General features: G+C 70.2%; 16 protein-coding genes. 11 read left to right on the forward strand and 5 right to left on the reverse strand.

What is annotated here, in order from left to right; translation table 11 throughout:
• The first annotated feature begins 21 nt into the window (after positions 1 to 21).
• From VPH61_RS15615 to VPH61_RS15625, 3 genes are read left to right on the forward strand one after another with little or no spacing between them, the layout of a single operon-like run.
• Entirely contained in the window at positions 22 to 1,134 is a 1,113-nt protein-coding gene (locus VPH61_RS15615) for an adenosine deaminase (protein ID WP_442879120.1), read from the forward strand.
• A gap of 54 nt (positions 1,135 to 1,188) precedes the next feature.
• Positions 1,189 to 1,647 carry a PTS sugar transporter subunit IIA gene (locus VPH61_RS15620; RefSeq protein WP_332064437.1) on the forward strand — a complete coding sequence of 153 codons (459 nt, stop codon included), beginning with the start codon at positions 1,189 to 1,191 and terminating at the stop codon, positions 1,645 to 1,647.
• The gene (locus VPH61_RS15625) at positions 1,644 to 1,928 is read left to right on the forward strand and encodes a PTS sugar transporter subunit IIB (RefSeq protein ID WP_332064438.1); all 285 of its coding nucleotides are present in this window, start codon (positions 1,644 to 1,646) and stop codon (positions 1,926 to 1,928) included. Before VPH61_RS15620 ends, VPH61_RS15625 begins: the two co-directional genes overlap by 4 nt.
• 68 nt (positions 1,929 to 1,996) lie before the next feature.
• On the opposite strand, the gene VPH61_RS15630 is transcribed toward VPH61_RS15625, so the two are convergent.
• Both VPH61_RS15630 and VPH61_RS15635 read right to left on the reverse strand, forming a co-directional pair.
• A complete protein-coding gene (locus tag VPH61_RS15630; RefSeq protein ID WP_332064439.1) occupies positions 1,997 to 3,706 on the reverse strand; it encodes a phospho-sugar mutase in 1,710 nt (569 codons plus the stop codon).
• A 10-nt stretch (positions 3,707 to 3,716) separates the two neighbouring features.
• Positions 3,717 to 4,544, reverse strand: coding sequence for a purine-nucleoside phosphorylase (locus VPH61_RS15635; RefSeq protein ID WP_332064440.1), 828 nt, complete (start codon positions 4,542 to 4,544; stop codon positions 3,717 to 3,719).
• 84 nt (positions 4,545 to 4,628) lie between these two features.
• Between VPH61_RS15635 and VPH61_RS15640 the strand changes: the two genes are divergently transcribed.
• The 4 genes from VPH61_RS15640 (at position 4,629) to VPH61_RS15655 (ending at position 10,074) form a co-directional block, all read left to right on the forward strand.
• Entirely contained in the window at positions 4,629 to 6,059 is a 1,431-nt protein-coding gene (locus VPH61_RS15640; RefSeq protein ID WP_332064441.1) for an NAD(P)H-quinone dehydrogenase, read from the forward strand.
• Positions 6,060 to 6,117: 58 nt separating this feature from the next.
• Complete coding sequence (locus tag VPH61_RS15645; protein WP_332064442.1) at positions 6,118 to 7,641, forward strand: APC family permease; 1,524 nt, start codon at positions 6,118 to 6,120, stop codon at positions 7,639 to 7,641.
• 120 nt (positions 7,642 to 7,761) lie between these two features.
• The gene (locus VPH61_RS15650) at positions 7,762 to 8,496 is read left to right on the forward strand and encodes a hypothetical protein (protein ID WP_332064443.1); all 735 of its coding nucleotides are present in this window, start codon (positions 7,762 to 7,764) and stop codon (positions 8,494 to 8,496) included.
• A 150-nt stretch (positions 8,497 to 8,646) separates the two neighbouring features.
• Positions 8,647 to 10,074, forward strand: a complete 1,428-nt coding sequence (locus tag VPH61_RS15655; protein ID WP_332064444.1) for a flavin monoamine oxidase family protein — start codon at positions 8,647 to 8,649, stop codon at positions 10,072 to 10,074.
• Between the two features lie 79 nt (positions 10,075 to 10,153).
• Here the strand turns inward: VPH61_RS15655 and VPH61_RS15660 are convergent, their stop codons facing one another.
• Together VPH61_RS15660 and VPH61_RS15665 are read right to left on the reverse strand one after the other, a co-directional pair.
• Positions 10,154 to 11,932 (reverse strand): acetyl/propionyl/methylcrotonyl-CoA carboxylase subunit alpha, encoded by a 1,779-nt coding sequence (locus VPH61_RS15660; RefSeq protein WP_332064445.1) that lies wholly within the window; start codon positions 11,930 to 11,932, stop codon positions 10,154 to 10,156.
• Positions 11,933 to 12,028: 96 nt separating this feature from the next.
• Positions 12,029 to 12,679, reverse strand: coding sequence for a Maf family protein (locus VPH61_RS15665; protein WP_332064446.1), 651 nt, complete (start codon positions 12,677 to 12,679; stop codon positions 12,029 to 12,031).
• A 45-nt stretch (positions 12,680 to 12,724) separates the two neighbouring features.
• On the opposite strand from VPH61_RS15665, the gene VPH61_RS15670 reads away from it, so the two are divergent.
• The 4 genes from VPH61_RS15670 to VPH61_RS15685 are packed head-to-tail and all read left to right on the forward strand — an operon-like array spanning position 12,725 to position 16,993.
• Positions 12,725 to 14,065 (forward strand): class I SAM-dependent RNA methyltransferase, encoded by a 1,341-nt coding sequence (locus tag VPH61_RS15670; RefSeq protein WP_332064447.1) that lies wholly within the window; start codon positions 12,725 to 12,727, stop codon positions 14,063 to 14,065.
• A 3-nt stretch (positions 14,066 to 14,068) separates the two neighbouring features.
• The gene (locus VPH61_RS15675) at positions 14,069 to 14,770 is read left to right on the forward strand and encodes a response regulator transcription factor (RefSeq protein ID WP_332064448.1); all 702 of its coding nucleotides are present in this window, start codon (positions 14,069 to 14,071) and stop codon (positions 14,768 to 14,770) included.
• Positions 14,757 to 15,992 (forward strand): sensor histidine kinase, encoded by a 1,236-nt coding sequence (locus tag VPH61_RS15680; protein WP_332064449.1) that lies wholly within the window; start codon positions 14,757 to 14,759, stop codon positions 15,990 to 15,992. Before VPH61_RS15675 ends, VPH61_RS15680 begins: the two co-directional genes overlap by 14 nt.
• Positions 15,989 to 16,993 carry a hypothetical protein gene (locus tag VPH61_RS15685; RefSeq protein ID WP_332064450.1) on the forward strand — a complete coding sequence of 335 codons (1,005 nt, stop codon included), beginning with the start codon at positions 15,989 to 15,991 and terminating at the stop codon, positions 16,991 to 16,993. Before VPH61_RS15680 ends, VPH61_RS15685 begins: the two co-directional genes overlap by 4 nt.
• A 338-nt stretch (positions 16,994 to 17,331) precedes the next feature.
• On the opposite strand, the gene VPH61_RS15690 is transcribed toward VPH61_RS15685, so the two are convergent.
• Complete coding sequence (locus VPH61_RS15690) at positions 17,332 to 17,559, reverse strand: acyl-CoA carboxylase epsilon subunit (RefSeq protein ID WP_332064451.1); 228 nt, start codon at positions 17,557 to 17,559, stop codon at positions 17,332 to 17,334.
• Between the last annotated feature and the right edge of the window lies 1 nt (position 17,560).

Consider the following 17,560-nt stretch of genomic DNA (forward strand, 5'->3'; position numbering starts at 1 on the left):
TATCGTTGACTCGTGAACACGATTCCGACGGAGTACCGCCTCGAAGGCGACGGCACGAACATCCAGGCCCTGCCGAAGATCTCGCTGCATGACCACCTCGACGGCGGCCTGCGTGCGCAGACGCTCATCGAGCTCGCCGACGAGATCGGTCACGACGTGCCGGCGGCCGACGCCGAGGGCCTCGACCAGTGGTTCGCCGTGCAGTCGAACTCCGGCTCGCTCGTCGAGTACCTGAAGACCTTCGACCTCACGACGGCCGTCATGCAGACCCGAGACGGGCTCGCTCGCGTCGCCCGCGAGTTCGTGCAAGACCTCGCGGCCGACGGCGTCATCTACGGCGAGATCCGCTGGGCCCCCGAACAGCACCTCACGCGCGGCCTCAGCCTCGACGAGACCGTCGAGGCCGTGCAGTCGGGCATCGAGCAGGGCATCGACGACGTGCGCGGCCAGGGCCGCGGCATCCGGGTCGGCCAGCTCGTCACGGCCATGCGCCATGCCGACCGTGCCCTCGAGATCGCCGAACTCGCGGTGCGGCACCGCGATCGCGGTGTCGTCGGCTTCGACATCGCCGGTGCGGAGGCCGGCTTCCTGCCGAGCCGTCACCGCACGGCGTTCGACTACCTCGCGAGCCGGTACTTGCCGGTCACCGTGCACGCCGGTGAGGCAGACGGGCTCGAGTCGATCCGCAGCGCACTCTTCGACGGTCGGGCCCTGCGGCTCGGCCACGGCGTGCGCATCGCCGAAGACCTCATCATCGACCGCCAAGACGACGAGAACACGTACGTCTCGCTGGGCCCGGTCGCGCAGTGGGTGCGCGACCGTGAGATCGCCCTCGAGACGAGCCCGTCGTCGAACCTGCAGACCGGTGCGATCGCGGCGTGGGGCGATGAGCTCATCGACCACCCGTTCGACCTGCTCTACCAACTCGGGTTCCGTGTGACGGTGAACACCGACAACCGACTGCAGTCGGGCACGACGCTCACGCGCGAACTCGCCCTGCTGAGCGACGCCTTCGGCTACGACCTCGAGGACTTCGAGACGTTCCAGTTGAACGCGGCGGCGGCGGCCTTCCTGCCGCTCGACGACCGCGAAGAGCTCGCCGAGCAGATCCAGAACGGCTTCGACGACGCCTGACTCGGATGCCGCCGAGCACCGAGCACCCGCCTGCTTCATCCTGAACGGACCCCGATGACCCTCCCGCCGCTCCCCGACGAAGCGATCGTCCTCCGTGCGCACGTCGACGACTGGCGCGCCGCCGTGCGCGAGGCGGGCCGCGCACTCGTGCGCTCGGGCTCGACCCGTTCGGAGTACGCCGACCGCATGATCGCGGTCATCGAGGAGTTCGGCGCCTACGTCGTGATCGCTCCGGGTCTCGCGCTCGCGCATGCCAGGCCGGGGCCCGACGTTCGACGCGAGGGGCTCGCCGTGGTCACCCTCGCCGAGCCGGTGCCGTTCGGCCATCCGCACAACGACCCCGTGCGGGTGGTCGTCGGCCTCGCCGTGTCGAACGCCGAGGAGCATGTCGCCTCCGTCGCCCAGCTCGCGAACGCGTTCAACGACAGCGGCATCGTCGGCCGTATGGCGAGGGCCGAGTCGGCCGACGAACTGCGCGCGCTCCTCGGCTTCGACGAAGAGGTGCAAGCGTGAAGATCATCGCCGTCTGCGGCCTGGGCATCGGCACGTCCGCGATCCTGAAGGTCAACGCCGAGCGAGCCCTCGACCGGCTTGGGCTCACGGCCGACGTCGACGCCAGCGACCTCGCCGGCATCGCCGTCGCCGCCGCCGACGCCCAGGTCATCCTGACCTCGACCGAGCTCGCCGATGCGGTGCGCGCCGCGATCGGCCGCAGCTTCGCCGAGATCGTCGAGGTGTCGAACTACTTCGACGTCGAGGAGATCGGCGCGAAGCTCGAGACGTCGCTCGGCTGAGCCGACCGCTTGCTGAGCCCGGTCGAAGCAGCTTCGCGCTTCGACCGGCTCAGCGAGCGATGCACCGCCTACGCCACGAGCTCCCGCATGCCGGCATCGAGCGCCGCCACCGCAGCGGATGCCGCGGCGCGACGTTCGGCGACGGTGCCCGTGTCTGAGACGGCGTCGAGGTAGACCTTGAGCTTCGGCTCGGTGCCGCTCGGCCGAACCATGACGCGCCCGCCACCCTCGAGCACGATGCGCAGCACATCGGACGGCGGAAGCTCACCGAATCCCTCGGCGAGGTCCTCGATGCGCTCGACGCGGATGCCGCCGATCGTCGCGGGCGGCTCCGCACGGAGCCGCGCCATGACCTCGCCGATGCGCGAGAGCTCGGTCACCCGGATCGAGATCTGGCCGGAGGCGTGGCATCCGAACCGCTCGACGAAGTCGTCGAGGTGATCGGCGACCGTGCGCCCGTCGGCCTTCAGTTGCGCGGCGAGCGACAGGAAGGCGAGACCGGCGGAGATGCCGTCTTTATCGCGCACGGTGCCGGGGTTCACGAGGTAGCCGAGCGCTTCTTCGAAGCCGAAGATGAGTGCGGGCGCGCGGGAGATCCACTTGAACCCGGTGAGCGTCGCCTCGAAGTCGAGGTCGTACGCCTTCGCGATGGCCTCGAGGCCGGGGGAGGAGACGATCGAGCACGCGAGTGCGCCGTTCGGGCCCGAGTCGCCGGCGACGGCGGCAGCCCGTTCGGCGGCCTGCCAGCCGAGCACGAGACCCACCTCGTTGCCCGAGAGGCGTCGGTACCCTGATTCGGCGTCGGGGTCGGGGATCGCGATCGCGAGCCGGTCGGCGTCGGGGTCGTTCGCGACGATGAGCTCGGCACCGACCTCGCGGGCGCGGGCGAAGGAGAGATCCATCGCCCCGGGCTCTTCGGGGTTCGGGAACGACACCGTCGGGAACGCGGGGTCGGGCTCGATCTGCGCCTGGACGAGTTGCGGCGCCTCGAATCCGGCCGCGGCGAGCACGCTCGCCATGGTCTGCCATCCGACGCCGTGCATCGCGGTGTACACGACGCGCGGCTGCGCTGCCGGGGGAGCGGCGACCTCGGCGGTCTGACGGATGTACTCGTCGACGACCGTCTCGGAGGCCGTCTCGAACACGCCGCGAGGCAGGTCGGTGACGAGCGCGGTGTCGGCGATGCGCTGGATCTGCGCGGCGATCTCGGCATCGACGGGCGCGACGATCTGCGATCCGTGATCGTCGCCGCCGAGATAGACCTTGTAGCCGTTGTCGTTCGGCGGGTTGTGCGAGGCGGTCACCATGACGCCCGCCGAGACGTCGAAGTGACGCACCGCGAACGCGAGCACGGGCGTCGGCAGGAGGCGTGGCAGCAGGATCGCGCGAACGCCGGCGCCGGCCATGATCTCGGCCGTGTCGCGAGCGAAGACGGCGGAGTTCTTGCGGCCGTCGTAGCCGATCACGATCGAGGGCGTCTGCCCGAGCGTGGCGTGCTCGACGAGGTGGACGGCGAGGCCCGCCGCGGCCTGGGCGACGAGCACCCGGTTCATGCGGTTCGGTCCGGCGGCGATCTCACCGCGGAGCCCGGCGGTGCCGAAGGCGAGTCGCTGGTCGAAGCGATCGGCGAGCTCGGCGGATGCCGCGGAGTCGCCGCTCCGTACGGCTTCGACGATCGACGTCAGCTCGGCGACCGTCTCGGGGTCTGGGTCTTGCGCCAGCCACGCCTCGGCGAGGGCGATGCGTTCCGCGTCGCGGGAATCGTCGGTCTGCGACATCCGCTGCCCCCTAGAGCTCTGCGACGATCTTGGCGAGCAGGCTCGAGATCACCGGTTCGGCCATGCGCCCGGCCTCGATGACCTCTTCGTGGCTCAGCGGCGTCGTCTGGATGCCGGCTGCGAGGTTCGTGATGAGCGACATGCCGAGCACCTCCATGCCGGCCTGACGTGCGGCGATGGCCTCGAGCGCCGTCGACATGCCCACGATGTGGCCGCCGATGATCTTCGCCATCTGCACCTCGGCAGGCGTCTCGTAGTGCGGCCCGCGGAACTGGCAATAGACGCCCTCGTCGAGCGTCGGGTCGATCGAGTGCGCGAGGTCGCGGAGGCGCTGCGAGTAGAGGTCGGTGAGATCGATGAAGGTCGCGCCCTCGAGCGGAGAGTCGGCCGTGAGGTTGATGTGATCGCTGATGAGCACGGGGGTACCGGGCGTCCACGTCTCCTTGATGCCGCCGGCGCCGTTCGTCAGGATCATGGTCTTCGCGCCCGTCGCGGCCGCAGTGCGCACCGAGTGCACGACGCGGCGGACCCCGTGGTCTTCGTAGTAGTGGGTGCGGGCGCCGATGACGAGGGCGCGCTTGCCGCTCGGCAGCAGCACCGAGCGCAACGTGCCGACGTGACCCTCGAGCGCCGGCTTCGAGAACCCGGGCACCTCGGTCGCGGCGATCGTGTGCGTCGTCTCGCCGATGAGCTCGGCGGCGCGGCCCCAGCCGCTGCCAAGGGTGAGCGCGACGTCGTGGTGCTCTACCCCGGTGAGTTCCGCGATGCGCTCGGCCGCGAGGGCGGCGATCGCGAACGGGTCGGCAGTGGGGTCGTCGAGCGGATTGGCAGCGTGCATCATCCCACTCTAATGAGCAGCGGATGCCGCGGCGAGAGCGTGCTCGTTTGCTGGCCGGGCGGCGACAACTGGCAGAATGTGAGCATGGCCTATGAGTTCGAGCGCACCCAACGTATTGCCGTACTCGGAGGAGGGCCAGGCGGCTACGAGGCTGCACTCGCCGGCGCGCAGCTCGGCGCCGAGGTCACGCTCATCGAGCGCGCCGGCGTCGGCGGCGCCGCGGTGCTCACCGACGTGGTGCCTTCGAAGTCCCTCATCGCGACGGCCGAGGCCTCGAACGCCGTGAAGGAGGCCGCCGACCTCGGCGTGCAGTTCTTCGCGAAGGGCGACTCAGAGAAGGCCGTGAAGCCGAACGTCGCAATCAACCTCGCCGCCGTCAACAAGCGGCTGCTCGGCCTCGCCGCCCAGCAGTCCGACGACATGCGCACGAACCTCATCGAGGCCGGCGTGCACCTCGTGCAGGGCGAGGGGCGCCTCGACGGTCCGAACGCGGTGATCGTGTCGACCGCGAAGGGCGGCACCGACTTCGATCGCATCGAGGCCGACACGCTCGTGATCTCGGTCGGGGCGACGCCCCGGGTGCTTCCGACGGCGGTTCCCGACGGCGAGCGCATCCTCACCTGGACCCAGCTCTACCACCTGCAGCAGGTGCCCGAGCACCTCATCGTGGTCGGTTCCGGCGTCACCGGTGCCGAGTTCGCCTCGGCGTACCGGGCCTTTGGTGCGAAGGTCACGCTCATCTCGAGCCGCGACCAGGTGCTCCCGGGTGAAGATGCCGACGCGGCATCCGTCATCGAGAAGGTCTTCAAGCGCAACGGCATGAAGGTCATGAACAAGTCGCGCGCCGAGTCCGTCGTGCGCGACGGCGACAGCGTCGTGGCGACCCTGACCGACGGGCGCGAGGTGCGCGGCAGCCACTGCCTCATGGCGGTCGGCTCGGTGCCGAACACCGTCGATATCGGTCTCGAAGACGCCGGGGTGCAGCTCGCCGAGAGCGGCCACATCCGCGTGAACCGCGTCGCGCGCACCTCGATGCCGAACATCTACGCGGCGGGCGACTGCACGACGTTCCTGCCGCTCGCCTCCGTCGCCTCGATGCAGGGCCGCACCGCGGTGTTCCACGCGATGGGCGACGTCGTGAACCCGCCCGAGCTGCGCAACATCACGTCGAACATCTTCACCCAGCCCGAGATCGCCACGGTCGGCTGGACCGAGAAGGAGATCGAAGAAGGCGTCGTACCGGGTGTCGTCTACAAGCTGCCGCTGTCGTCGAACCCGCGCGCGAAGATGATGGGTATCCGCGACGGCTTCGTGAAGCTCTTCGCGTCGAACGGTTCGGGGGCGATCATCGGCGGCGTCATCGTGGCGCCGAAGGCCTCCGAGCTCATCTTCCCGCTCGCGCTCGCCGTCGAGCACCGGCTCACGGTCGACCAGTTCGCCGAGGCGTTCCCGGTCTATCCGTCGCTCAGCGGTTCTCTGACGGATGCCGCGCGGGCCATGCACGTCGTTCGCTGACGTCGTACGCTGAGGGGTGCAGCGCCGCAGGGGGCGGCGCCGCGCCCTGGGGGTAGCGATGAACCTGCGAGTGAAATCGGTCGAATCTTCGATCGCCGACTCACACGACGAGGAGCGGAGCCTCAAGCGTTCGCTCGGCACCTTCGACCTCGCCCTCATGGGCATCGCGGTCGCCGTCGGTGCCGGCATCTTCTCGGTCGGCGCGCAGGCCGCGGCGAACTTCGCCGGACCGAGCGTCATCCTCTCGTTCGTGCTCGCCGCCGTCACGTGCGGGCTCGCGATCATGTGCTACGCGGAGTTCGCCTCGACCGTGCCGGTCGCCGGCAGCGCCTACACGTTCACCTACGCGACCATGGGCGAGCTCCTCGCCTGGATCATCGGCTGGGACCTGATCCTCGAGCTCTTCACCGCTGCTGCGGTGCTCGCGAAGTACTGGGGCGTCTACCTGAGTGAGGCGCTGCTCGCGTTCGGGCTGCCATTCCCGTCGACGTTCCAGCTCGGCGGCATCGAGGTCAGCTGGCCGGCGTTCCTCATCGTCGCGGTGTTCACGGCGCTGCTCGTCGCGGGCACGAAGCTCACGGCTCGGGTCGGCGCGGTGTTCACGATCATCAAGGTCGCGATCGTGCTGTTCGTCATCGTCGTCGGCTTCTTCTTCGTGAAGGCGGCGAACTTCACGCCGTTCATCCCCGAGTCGGTGCCCACCGAGGGCGGCGCGACGGATGTCTGGACGCAGTCGCTGTTCTCGTGGATGACGGGTGCCGCGCCCGCGCAGTACGGCGTCTTCGGAATGCTCTCGGCCGCGGCGCTCGTCTTCTTCGCCTTCATCGGCTTCGACGTCGTCGCCACGAGTGCTGAAGAGGTGCGCGAACCGCAGAAGCGGCTGCCGCGCGGCATCTTCCTCGGACTCGGCATCGTGACGCTGCTCTACGTGCTCGTGTCGATCGTCATGACGGGCATGGTCTCGTACACCGAACTCGCCGAGGAGGAGACGCCGTCGCTCGCGACCGCCTTCCGGCTCGTGGGGCAGGACTGGGCGTCGGCAGTGATCTCGCTCGGCGCGCTCGCGGGTCTCACGACGGTGATCATGATCATCCTCCTCGGCCTCTCGCGCATCGTCTTCGCACTGAGCCGCGACGGGCTGCTGCCGCGCTGGTTGTCGAAGACCACCGAGCACACGAAGACCCCCGCCCGCATCCAGGTCATCGCGGGCACGGTCGTGGCGTTCGTCGCCGCGTTCACCGATGTCGGCCTCCTCGAGGAGATGATCAACATCGGCACGCTCTCGGCCTTCGTGCTCGTCAGCATCGGCGTCGTGGTGCTGCGCCGCACGCGCCCCGACCTGCAGCGCGGCTTCCGCGTGCCGTGGTCGCCCGTGCTGCCGATCCTCTCGGCGGCGCTCTGCGTCTGGCTCATGTTCAACCTGACGACGCTGACCTGGGTGCGCTTCATCGTCTGGCTCGCGATCGGCATCGCCATCTACCTGCTCTACGGGCGTCGCCGCTCGCGGCTCGGCCTCGAGCTGCGCGTGAGCGAGGTCGAGCTGCCGACGGTGCAGGGCGCGGAGCCGCCGACCGGCCGCTGACGCGCTGGACGGATCCGTTCGCAGGCGTTGCCGAAACGTGATCCGGAGTATCAGGTTCGGCTGTCGGCGCGCCAGTAGATTCGTCTCGCCGGGATTCCGGATGAGACGGAGGCGACCCATATGAACCACCGCTCGACCGGGCTCGCAACGATGTTCCTCGCTGCAGCGCTGGTGCTGGCTGCCTGCGTCCCGTCGCCGAAGCCTCCGCCGACCCCGACGCCGACCCCGCCGACCACCGCTGCGCCGATCGCGTCAGTGCCTCCGACCGACACTCCGGATGGGGCGGATCCGGTCGTCGCCCGCATCGTCGTTCGACCCGAACACCTCGAGCTGGTGAACGCCGCGGGCATCGTCGTCGATGAGTTGTCGTACGACGCCGAGGCGGTGGCCTTCGTGGACACGGTCTCGAGCGTGCTCGGCGGCCCACCCGTCGTGGAGGAACGGCCCGGCGGCCACGAGTGGTTCCCGTGGACGAAGTACACCTGGCCCGGTGCGACGGTCATCGACGACCACGAGCCCGACGGCATCTCCTCCGACATGAATGTGGCGATCGAGTTCACGCATCCGATCGTCGGCGACGGCATCTCGGTCGCCACGGTGCAGGGCTTCCGCCCCGGAGACGACGCACAAGCACTCGCAGCCGATCTGGGAGAGATCTGGCATGGAAGCGGCTACGACGAGTTCCCTGCGGAGACGGGTCCGGACATCGGAGAACGCTGGTACTCCGAGTGGGATGGCACGTACGGGCCGGCGAACGCGAACGCCGTCGCCGTGAGCCATTGGAGCCGGGAGGAGGATCCCACCGTGACGAGCGTGGTCCGCGCGCCATGGAACTTCGGCATCGGGCACGTTTGAGCCCCGCCGCGGTTCGCCCCAACAATGTTGTCAACACCGTTGCGAACCACCGTCGATCGCGATACGGTCCGAACGCAGCATCCGTTCGCCGCCGGTTCCGCGTCTCGAGGACCATCGGCGTCCCTCGACAACGACGTTCCAGGAGGCACGATGTACGACGAACACGCGACCCCGATCACGAGCAGCCCGCGAGGACTCACACGTCGTGCCCTGCTCGGCGTCGGCGCGGCCGGCGCCGCCGGGTTGCTCCTCACAGCGGGTGCTCACCCGCGACTCGGCATCCCGAGCTCGTACAACCGCATGTGGGACGCGATCGTGATCGGCGCCGGTGCATCCGGCCTCGGCGCGGCTCGCGTGCTGGCCGACGCCGGCAAGCGCGTGCTCGTGCTCGAGGCACGTGATCGCATCGGGGGCCGCATGTGGACCGATACGACCTCGATGTCGATCCCGATCGAACGCGGCGCCGAACTCGTGCACGGCACCACCGTGTCGACCTGGGGTCTCATCAACGAACTCGGTCTCTCGACACGACGGCAGACGTCGATCTTCTCCCGGCTGCGCCCCGAAACACCGTGGAGGAACGCGTTCGACTTCGAGGGCCTCCATTTCCCGCTCGGAGCACCCTCGTACCCGGGCGGATTGCCTGACCCGATCGACGGCGAGACCGCACTGGCCTGGCTGGCGCGAGTCGGCATCCCGTCCGAGAACTATCCGACGGCGCTGGCGGCGATCGAGGTCGACTCGGAGCAGTTCGACGTGCTCCCGGCCTGGTTCGTCGTCGACACCGTGGCGGCCTGTCTCGAGATGCAGGAGCTCTCGGGGCCGATGCCGCCTGAGGAGTACGGCGACTATCGGGTCATCGGCGGGTACAACCAGGTGTTGCAGCCCCTCGCGGCAGGACTGCCGCTGCTGCACGGCGCTCGGGTGCAGACGGTCGAGCACCGGCCGGGCAGAGTGGACGTGCATTCGAGCATCGGCTCGTTCAAGGCCAAGACGCTCGTGGTCGCCCTTCCGGGTGGCGTGTTGAAGCACGGCGACATCGTCTTCGACCCGCCGCTGCCCGCCGACAAGCGCGACGGCTTCCAGGAGATCGAGTACCTGCCGGTCTTCAAGGGGATCCTCGAGTTCGCCCAGCCGGTACTGCCGCCCCGCCACCCGGTGCCGCGAGCCTGGGACATCATGACGACGTTCTCGAAGAACCCGCCGAGCCTCTGGAACGGCTCGGTGGGGACGCCGGGCTACGGCGGCGAGGTCGTCGTCGCGTGGATGACGGGCGGCAAGGCGCAGGAACTCCTCGACCTGCCTGAGGCCGAACGGTTCCAGGCAGCGCTCGACAACGTTCGCACCGCCGTCGGCGACCAAGGACTCCAGTACGTCAACGCCTCGACCTACGACTGGTCGAACGACGAGTTCGCCCGAGGCGCTTACCCTGGGCCGTTCTCCCGGCGCAACGGCCTGAATGCCCCCATCGACGACACGATCTTCTGGGCGGGCATGGTGACGAGCACCATCCATTCGTCGCGGAACTCCGGTGTCGGAGCAGCGAACGCTGCGCTCGCCGCGCTGGCGCTGCGCTGAGTCCTCGGAATACAGAACCGCCGTGCAGTGCCGGTCGGCACCGCACGGCGGTTCTGTTCGTTCGAGGGGTCGTCGCGGCCTACGCGTCGGCGATCGAGAGCAGCAGGTGCCCGCTCGAGACCGTTGCGCCGGCCTCGGCGTTGACGGTGCCGATGACGCCGTCCTTGTGGGCGAGGATCGGCTGCTCCATCTTCATCGCCTCGAGCACGAGCACGAGGTCGCCCTTGACGACCTTGTCGCCCTCGACGACGGCGACCTTCACGATGGTCGCCTGCATGGGCGCCTTCACGGCGTCGCCCGTGCCGGTGTCGACCGCGTGCGAAGCGGCGCGGCGGCGAGGTGCGGCACCGGCGGTGCGTGAGGCAGCGCCGGATGCCCCGCCGCCCATGATCTTCTTCGGCAGCGTCACCTCGACCCGGCGGCCGGCGACCTCGACGACGACGCTCGTGCGCTCGGCGGGGCCGGCGTGCTCGGCGAGTTCGCCCGTCCACGGCTCGAGCTGGTTGTCGTACTCGGTCTCGATCCAGCGCGTGTAGATCGAGAAGGGCTCGTCGCCGTCGGGGGCGAAGGCCGGGTTGCGCACGATGTCGCGGTGGAACGGCAGCACGGTCGGCAGGCCGGCGACCTCGAACTCGTCGAGTGCGCGGCGGGCGCGCTCGAGCGCGTCCTTGCGGTCGCGGCCGGTGACGATGAGCTTGGCGAGGAGCGAGTCGAACGCGCCGGAGATCTCGTCGCCGGAGGTGACGCCGGAGTCGATGCGGATGCCGGGGCCACCCGGGAAGCGCAGCTGGTGCACGGGGCCGGGCGCGGGCAGGAAGCCGCGGCCGGGATCTTCGCCGTTGATGCGGAACTCGATCGAGTGGCCCGTGGTGACGGGGTCGGCGTAGTCGAGCACGCCGCCCTCGGCGAGCCGGAACTGCTCGCGGACGAGGTCGAGGCCGGTGACCTCTTCGGAGACCGGGTGCTCGACCTGCAGGCGCGTGTTGACCTCGAGGAACGAGATGGTGCCGTCTTGGCCGATGAGGAACTCGCAGGTGCCGGCGCCGACGTAGCCCACCTCGCGGAGGATGGCCTTCGACGATTCGTAGAGCAGCGTGGTCTGCGCCTCGGTGAGGAACGGCGCGGGCGCCTCCTCGACGAGCTTCTGGTGGCGGCGCTGCAGCGAGCAGTCGCGGGTCGAGACGACGACGACGTTGCCGTGCTCGTCGGCGAGGCACTGGGTCTCGACGTGACGCGGCTTGTCGAGGTACTTCTCGACGAAGCACTCGCCACGGCCGAACGCGGCGACGGCCTCGCGGGTGGCCGACTCGAAGAGCTCGGGCACCTCTTCGCGGGTGCGGGCGACCTTCAGGCCGCGGCCGCCGCCGCCGAAGGCGGCCTTGATCGCCACTGGCAGGCCGTGCACGTCGACGAAGTCGAGCACCTCCGAGGCATCCGCGACGGGGTTGAGGGTGCCGGGCGCGAGCGGGGCGCCGACCTTCTCGGCGACGTGGCGTGCGGAGACCTTGTCTCCGAGTCGCTCGATGGCCTCGGGCGACGGGCCGATCCAGATGAGGCCGGCGCCGATCACGGCACGGGCGAAGTCGGGGTTCTCGGCGAGGAATCCGTAGCCGGGGTGCACGGCGTCGGCGCCCGAGCGCCGGGCGATCGAGAGGATCTTGTCGATCACGAGGTACGTGTCGGCGCTCGTGGTGCCATCGAGGGCGTACGCCTCGTCGGCGAGCTTCACGTGCCGCGCGTCGCGGTCTTGATCGGCGTAGACGGCGACGGAACCGAGACCGGCATCACGGGCGGCCCGGATGACGCGGACGGCGATCTCGCCACGGTTGGCGATGAGGACCTTGGAAATGCGCGGCATAATGCTCAAGCCTATTGCGCATGGGGGTCCGCCCTTTGGGCGTCTTCCACAAAAAGAGCGGATGTCTCTTGCGGGCACCGACAATCGCACGTGTCCTCACCCCACGGAATCTCCGCGATTCCAGAGCGACGGCCAGGCGACGCCGAGCTCGCGCACGAGGTCGCGGAGCGTCGAGAGCGAGAGCCCGACGACCGTCGACGGATCGCCCTCGACGCGGCGAATGAACGGGCCGCCCAGACTGTCGATCGTGAACGCACCCGCCACGAGCAGCGGCTCGCCGGTCGCGATGTAGGCGTCGATCTCGGCCTCGTCGAGCGCCGCGAAGCGCACCGTGGCGACATCCGCTCGCCCGACCGCGCCGTTCACCCGGCCGCCACGGTGGTCGATCAGCCAGTGGCCCGACCAGAGCTCGCCGTGCCCGCCGTTCTGGGCGAGCCAGCGCTGCCTCGCGACCTCGGGCAGGTGCGGCTTGCCGTGGATCGACCCGCCGGTGAGGAACGCCGAGTCACCGCCGAGGATGAGGCCGTCGATGGGCTCGCCGCCCGGTTCGGCGCCGACGAGCGCCTCGGCCTTCGCCTGCGCGAGCAGTTGCACCATCTCGCGAGCGGCCAGCGGTCCGGTCTCGGCCTCGCGTGCGGCGACGACCGCCTCCTCGTCGACGCCTGGCGGCGCTGCGATCGGCTCGACGCCCGCCGAGCGAAGAGTCTGTAACCGGGCGGGCGACGTCGAGGCGAGGTAGAGGCGCATGCGTCCATCCTGCCGGTCCGCATCGTGCTGTGGAATGCTCGATGCATGCCAGAGAACCGACGCCCACGTCGAAGCGGTGGGCGGAAGCCCTCGCGATCGCCCCGCCCAGCCCCGAAGCCGCCCGCCACCGACGGACCGGTCATCGAGCTCGAGGTCGAGCGCGTCGCGCACGGCGGCGTCTTCGTCGCCCGTCACGAGGGGCGCGTCGTGTTCGTCGCTGACGCGATCCCGGGGGAGCGGGTCGCCGCCCGGGTCAGCGACCAGGGCAAGGAGAAGTTCTGGCGCGCCGAGACGGTGGAGGTGCTCGAGGCGTCACCCGACCGTCGAGCTCATGTGTGGGCCGAGGCATCCGTCGACCGTGCGCCCGAGCTGCGGCCCGGCGGTGCCGAGTTCGGCCACATCCGCATGGAGCGGCAGCGTGCACTGAAGGGCGAGGTGCTCCGCGACGCGCTCTCCCGCATGGGCGGCATCGAGGTCGCGGTCGAGGTCTCGGCGGTCGATCCCGCGCTCGCCGAGGGCGTCTCGGTCGAGCACGGCACCGGGTGGCGGACGCGGATGCGCCTCCACGTCGGTGCCGACGGCCGGGTCGGACCGTACGCGGCGCGCAGTCACTCCGTGGTGCCCGTGACGTCTGTTCCACTCGCCGTGCCCGAACTGGCCGCGCTCGCCCCGCTCGGCGACCGGTTCCCCGGTGCCACCGCGATCGACCTCGTCGCGCCGAGCGTCGGCGACCCGGCGATCGTCATGGTCGAGGGCGACCGCCCTGCCAGAGGGGTGCGCCCGACGATCGAGGAGCGTGTGGGTGATCGCAGCTTCCGGCTCGATCGCGACGGCTTCTGGCAGGTGCATCGCGGTGCCGCCGCAACCCTGACGCGTGCCGTGCAGGAGCTCATCGACGGCGACCTCTTCGATCCCCGTGCGGCCAACCACGACCTCTACGGTGGCGTCGGGCTGCTCGCTGCGGCTGTCGGCGACCGGTTCGGCGAGACGGTGCGCATCACGACGGTCGAGTCCGATGCGCGCGCGACCGAGCACGCGGGGGCGAACCTCTCCGAGTGGCTCGGTGCCCGCGCCGTCACCGCCCGCGTCGACCGGTACCTCGCAGAACTCGAGGCGGAGACGGGCCCGGCCGAGCGCGCGCGCCTCCGCGACGCGACGATCGTGCTCGACCCGCCGCGCGCCGGAGCCGGTCGAGAGGTCGTCGAGCGGCTCGTCGAGCTGCGTCCGCGACAGCTCGTCTACGTGGCCTGCGACCCGGTCGCGTTCGCCCGCGACGTCGGCCTCTTCCGCGAACGCGGCTACGAGCTCGATGAACTGCGCGCCTACGACCTGTTCCCGAACACGCATCACGTCGAAGCGGTCGCCCGCCTCCGCGCTATCGTGTGAATCGTGAATGAGGGGCACGGCGCAGCGCCGACACGAGAATCGGATGCCGCGGCGACCGTCGCGATCGTCGACGACCATGAAGCGGTGCGCCTCGGCCTGCGGGCGGCGTGCCGCGACGCGGGCTACGACGTCGTGATCGACGCGGCGAGCGTGCCCGAGTTGCTCGACGGCCTCGCCGGTCGTGCGTGCGACGTCGTCGTGCTCGACCTGTCGCTCGGCGACGGCAGCTCGGTGACCGACAACGTTCGGGCGGTGCTCGCGACCGGCAGCGCCGTGCTCGTGCACTCGATCGCCGATCGCGTCGCCGCGGTGCGCGAGTCGCTCGCGGCGGGCGCCGCGGGCGTGATCCCGAAGGCTTCACCGATGTCGGCGGTGATCGGGGCGATCGCCACGGTCGCTCGGGGCGAGGTACTCAACAACGTCGAGTGGGCGAGCGCGATCGAGGCCGATCGCGACTTCGCGAAGGCGCAGCTCGGTCGGCGTGAGCACGACGTGCTGCACCTGTACGCCTCGGGGCTGCCGTTGAAGCTCGTCGCGGCCCAGCTCGGCATCGCGCACTCGACGGCGCGCGAGTATCTCGACCGCATCCGGGCCAAGTACATCGAGGTCGGGCGCCCTGCGCCGACGAAGGTCGACCTGCTGCGCCGTGCCGTCGAAGACGGGATCCTGCCCGGACTCGACGATGGCGGAGATGCCCGCCGTTGATTGGCGGGTGACGCGTCCCGCGCGTCGCCGCTCCACGGTCACCCGGGCACAGGTCGAGACCGTCACGGGGCGCGCCCTCGGCCTCTTCGGTCTCGTGTTCGGTGCGCAGACGATACCCGCTGCACTGGAGCAGGCCGGCGCACTCCTGCCCGGGGCGGGGGCCGCGCTCATGGCCGTGCTGTACGGCGCGATCGTCGGTCTCGCCGTCGCGACCGTGACGAAGGTCGCTGTGCGCACCGCGAGCCTCGCCTTCGCGCTGCTGTACGTGACCGCGCTCGTGGCGTGGCCGTTCCTGGTCGACGACCCGGCCGCCCTCGACGGCTCGACGCCGTGGCTGTACTACCTGTGCACCGTCGCGACCACGGCTGCCGTCATGGCCGTGACCCCGGTGTGGGCCGCGGTGTACACGCTCGTCGTCCCGACCGTGTACGGGGTGATCCGCCTCTTCCCGGCGGGTGGCGACGCCGGGCCATTGCTCGCGGTGCTCGACGCGCTGTACGCGATCGTGCTCGGCGTCGTCGTGCTCGTGATCGTCACCATGCTGCGCCAGACCGCCGAAGCCGTCGACGCCGCGCAGGAGGCGGCCCTCGAGCGGTACGACGTCGCAGCGCGCCTCCACGCCAACGAGATCGAGCGGGTCAAGATCGACGCGCTCGTGCACGACAGCGTGCTCACGACGTTGCTCTCCGCGGCGGCTGCGACGACGCCTGAGCAGCAGCAGCAGCTCGCCGCACGAATGGCCCGCGACGCCGTGCAGCGCCTCGACGAGGCGGGAGCGACGGGGCCGCGCGCGCTCGACCGGGTCGGCCTGCCGGTGCTCGTGCGGCGGCTGCGGGCGGCGCTCACGACGTTCACCACGCCCTTCACGGTGCGGGTGGTGAACGCGGGCGGCGTGGAGCTGCCGGTCGAGGCGGTCGAAGCCCTCTATGCGGCCGCGGTGCAGGCGATGGTCAACAGCCTCCAGCACGCCGATGAGCCGGGCCTGTCGACGCGGCGGGAGCTTCGTATCAGGGGAGTGCGCGCGGGCGGCTGCGTGATCGAGATCGCTGACAACGGCCGCGGGTTCGCGATCGACCGGGTGCCCGCCGAGCGACTCGGCCTTCGCGTCTCGATCGAGGAGCGCATGGCCAACGCGGGCGGCATGGCCCACATCGAGTCGAGGATCGGACACGGTACGACGGTGACGGTCGCGTGGCCGCAGGGAGCAGGAGGCGGCGCATGATCGCCATTCCCCGCTGGCTCCTGCTCGTGCTCGGCGCCCTGTTCTCGACCTATCACGTCGTGCTCGGCATCTACTCGCTCGGTCAGGCTGCGTCGCCGTGGCCCGCCGTCGTCGCATTGCTCCTCTACACGACCGCGACGACGTTGAGCCTCTGGCCGACGAAGCGGGTGCGCATGCCCGATTGGCTCGCCGCGTTCGATCTCGCGGTGTCGATCGTGCTGCCGCTGCTCGTGACGAGCCAGCTCGACCCCGACGCCGAGAACGGCTACGCCACGTGGTACGTCGCCGCCGTGGGAACGCTCATGACGATCACGGCGGCCCGGCGCCAGCTGACGGCGGCGTGGCTCGGCGTCATCGCTCTCGCCGTGCAGAGCGTCGTGTGGGCCGGGCCGTTCTCGCTCGGCGGGCTCGGCGTCATCGGCAGCATCGTCTGGGTCGGCATCGCGCACATGTTGACGAGCGCGCTGACGAGTGCGGCACGAGAGACGCGTCGCTACGCGCAGGCCGAACGGGAGGCCGCCGCCTGGCAGGCGGCGCAGGACGCTCACCTGTTCGAGGGCCGGATGCGCCTCGCCCACACCAATCGGCTCGCAGCGCCGATGCTGCGTCGAATAGCGGATCGGGGCGGCGCCCTCACCGAGGCGCAGCAGGCCGAGTGCCGCATACTCGAGGCGGCCATCCGCGACGAGATCCGGGGGCGGATGCTGCTGACCGACGCCGTGCGGTTCGAGGTGCAGCGTGCTCGGGCCCGTGGCATCACGGTGACCCTGCTCGACGAGGGCGGCATCGACGACCTCGACGAGGCGACGCGGAATCGGGTTCTGTCGCGGCTCGCCGATGCGCTCGCCGGATCGACGGCCGATCGCGTCATCGTTCGCACGGCGGCCGAGGCGTCGCCGGTGGCGGTCACGGTCGTCGGGCTGCGCGACTCCGTGCACTCATCGTCGGATTCCGACGAGGCCGAGGTCGAGCTCTGGCTGGAGATCCCGCGGATCCTCTGATCCGTCGCGATCGGACGAGCGCACCGGCATCGACCTGCGCGGCCGGCGCCGGACATGAAGGTGGGGGGCCGATCTGAGATCGACCCCCCATCAAGCCCGAGTCACCGCGACAACCCGAATGTCGCACTGACTCGCCCCCAACTGCCATCGGTTACCCGACCGATGACGGTGGCGACTCCTGTGGAGCCTGCACTGACAATATTGGTGCACGATCCGAGGTTCGCAAAGTCATCATTTCGGGGGACACGATGTGTCCCCCTTTCTCCGATTCCGCGAGGATTCGTGCGGAGACCGTCGCCCCGCGACGGCCGCGCCGCGGATTTCGGGGGACATCCGCTTCAGTTGCCGGAGCGCACCCAGCGTCCGGGGCCCACCTCGAACGGTCGTCGCATCGCACCGCCGCCGCGCACCCACGCGTTGCGACCCGGGTCGACGGATGCCGCTTCGCCCGACTGCTCGTCGAGGGCGGCGAGCAGCACCGCGGTCACCGCAGCGGCGTCTTCGGGGGTGACCAGGCGGGTCTCGAAGCGCAGCGCGGCCGCGCGTTCGTCGTTCTCGTCGCTCATC

It is taken from the genome of Agromyces sp. CCNWLW203 (assembly GCF_036576125.1).
Classification (GTDB): domain Bacteria; phylum Actinomycetota; class Actinomycetes; order Actinomycetales; family Microbacteriaceae; genus Agromyces.

Bases quoted from the DNA above. Each gene is read 5' to 3' on its own strand.
- VPH61_RS15655 (WP_332064444.1), top strand. From the start codon at position 8,647: ATGTACGACGAACACGCGACCCCGATCACGAGCAGCCCGCGAGGACTC.
- VPH61_RS15620 (WP_332064437.1), top strand. From the start codon at position 1,189: ATGACCCTCCCGCCGCTCCCCGACGAAGCGATCGTCCTCCGTGCGCAC.
- VPH61_RS15690 (WP_332064451.1), bottom strand. From the start codon at position 17,559: ATGAGCGACGAGAACGACGAACGCGCGGCCGCGCTGCGCTTCGAGACC.
- VPH61_RS15650 (WP_332064443.1), top strand. From the start codon at position 7,762: ATGAACCACCGCTCGACCGGGCTCGCAACGATGTTCCTCGCTGCAGCG.
- VPH61_RS15635 (WP_332064440.1), bottom strand. From the start codon at position 4,544: ATGCACGCTGCCAATCCGCTCGACGACCCCACTGCCGACCCGTTCGCG.
- VPH61_RS15660 (WP_332064445.1), bottom strand. From the start codon at position 11,932: ATGCCGCGCATTTCCAAGGTCCTCATCGCCAACCGTGGCGAGATCGCC.
- VPH61_RS15685 (WP_332064450.1), top strand. From the start codon at position 15,989: ATGATCGCCATTCCCCGCTGGCTCCTGCTCGTGCTCGGCGCCCTGTTC.
- VPH61_RS15645 (WP_332064442.1), top strand. From the start codon at position 6,118: ATGAACCTGCGAGTGAAATCGGTCGAATCTTCGATCGCCGACTCACAC.
- VPH61_RS15630 (WP_332064439.1), bottom strand. From the start codon at position 3,706: ATGTCGCAGACCGACGATTCCCGCGACGCGGAACGCATCGCCCTCGCC.
- VPH61_RS15670 (WP_332064447.1), top strand. From the start codon at position 12,725: ATGCCAGAGAACCGACGCCCACGTCGAAGCGGTGGGCGGAAGCCCTCG.
- VPH61_RS15680 (WP_332064449.1), top strand. From the start codon at position 14,757: ATGCCCGCCGTTGATTGGCGGGTGACGCGTCCCGCGCGTCGCCGCTCC.
- VPH61_RS15665 (WP_332064446.1), bottom strand. From the start codon at position 12,679: ATGCGCCTCTACCTCGCCTCGACGTCGCCCGCCCGGTTACAGACTCTT.
- VPH61_RS15640 (WP_332064441.1), top strand. From the start codon at position 4,629: ATGGCCTATGAGTTCGAGCGCACCCAACGTATTGCCGTACTCGGAGGA.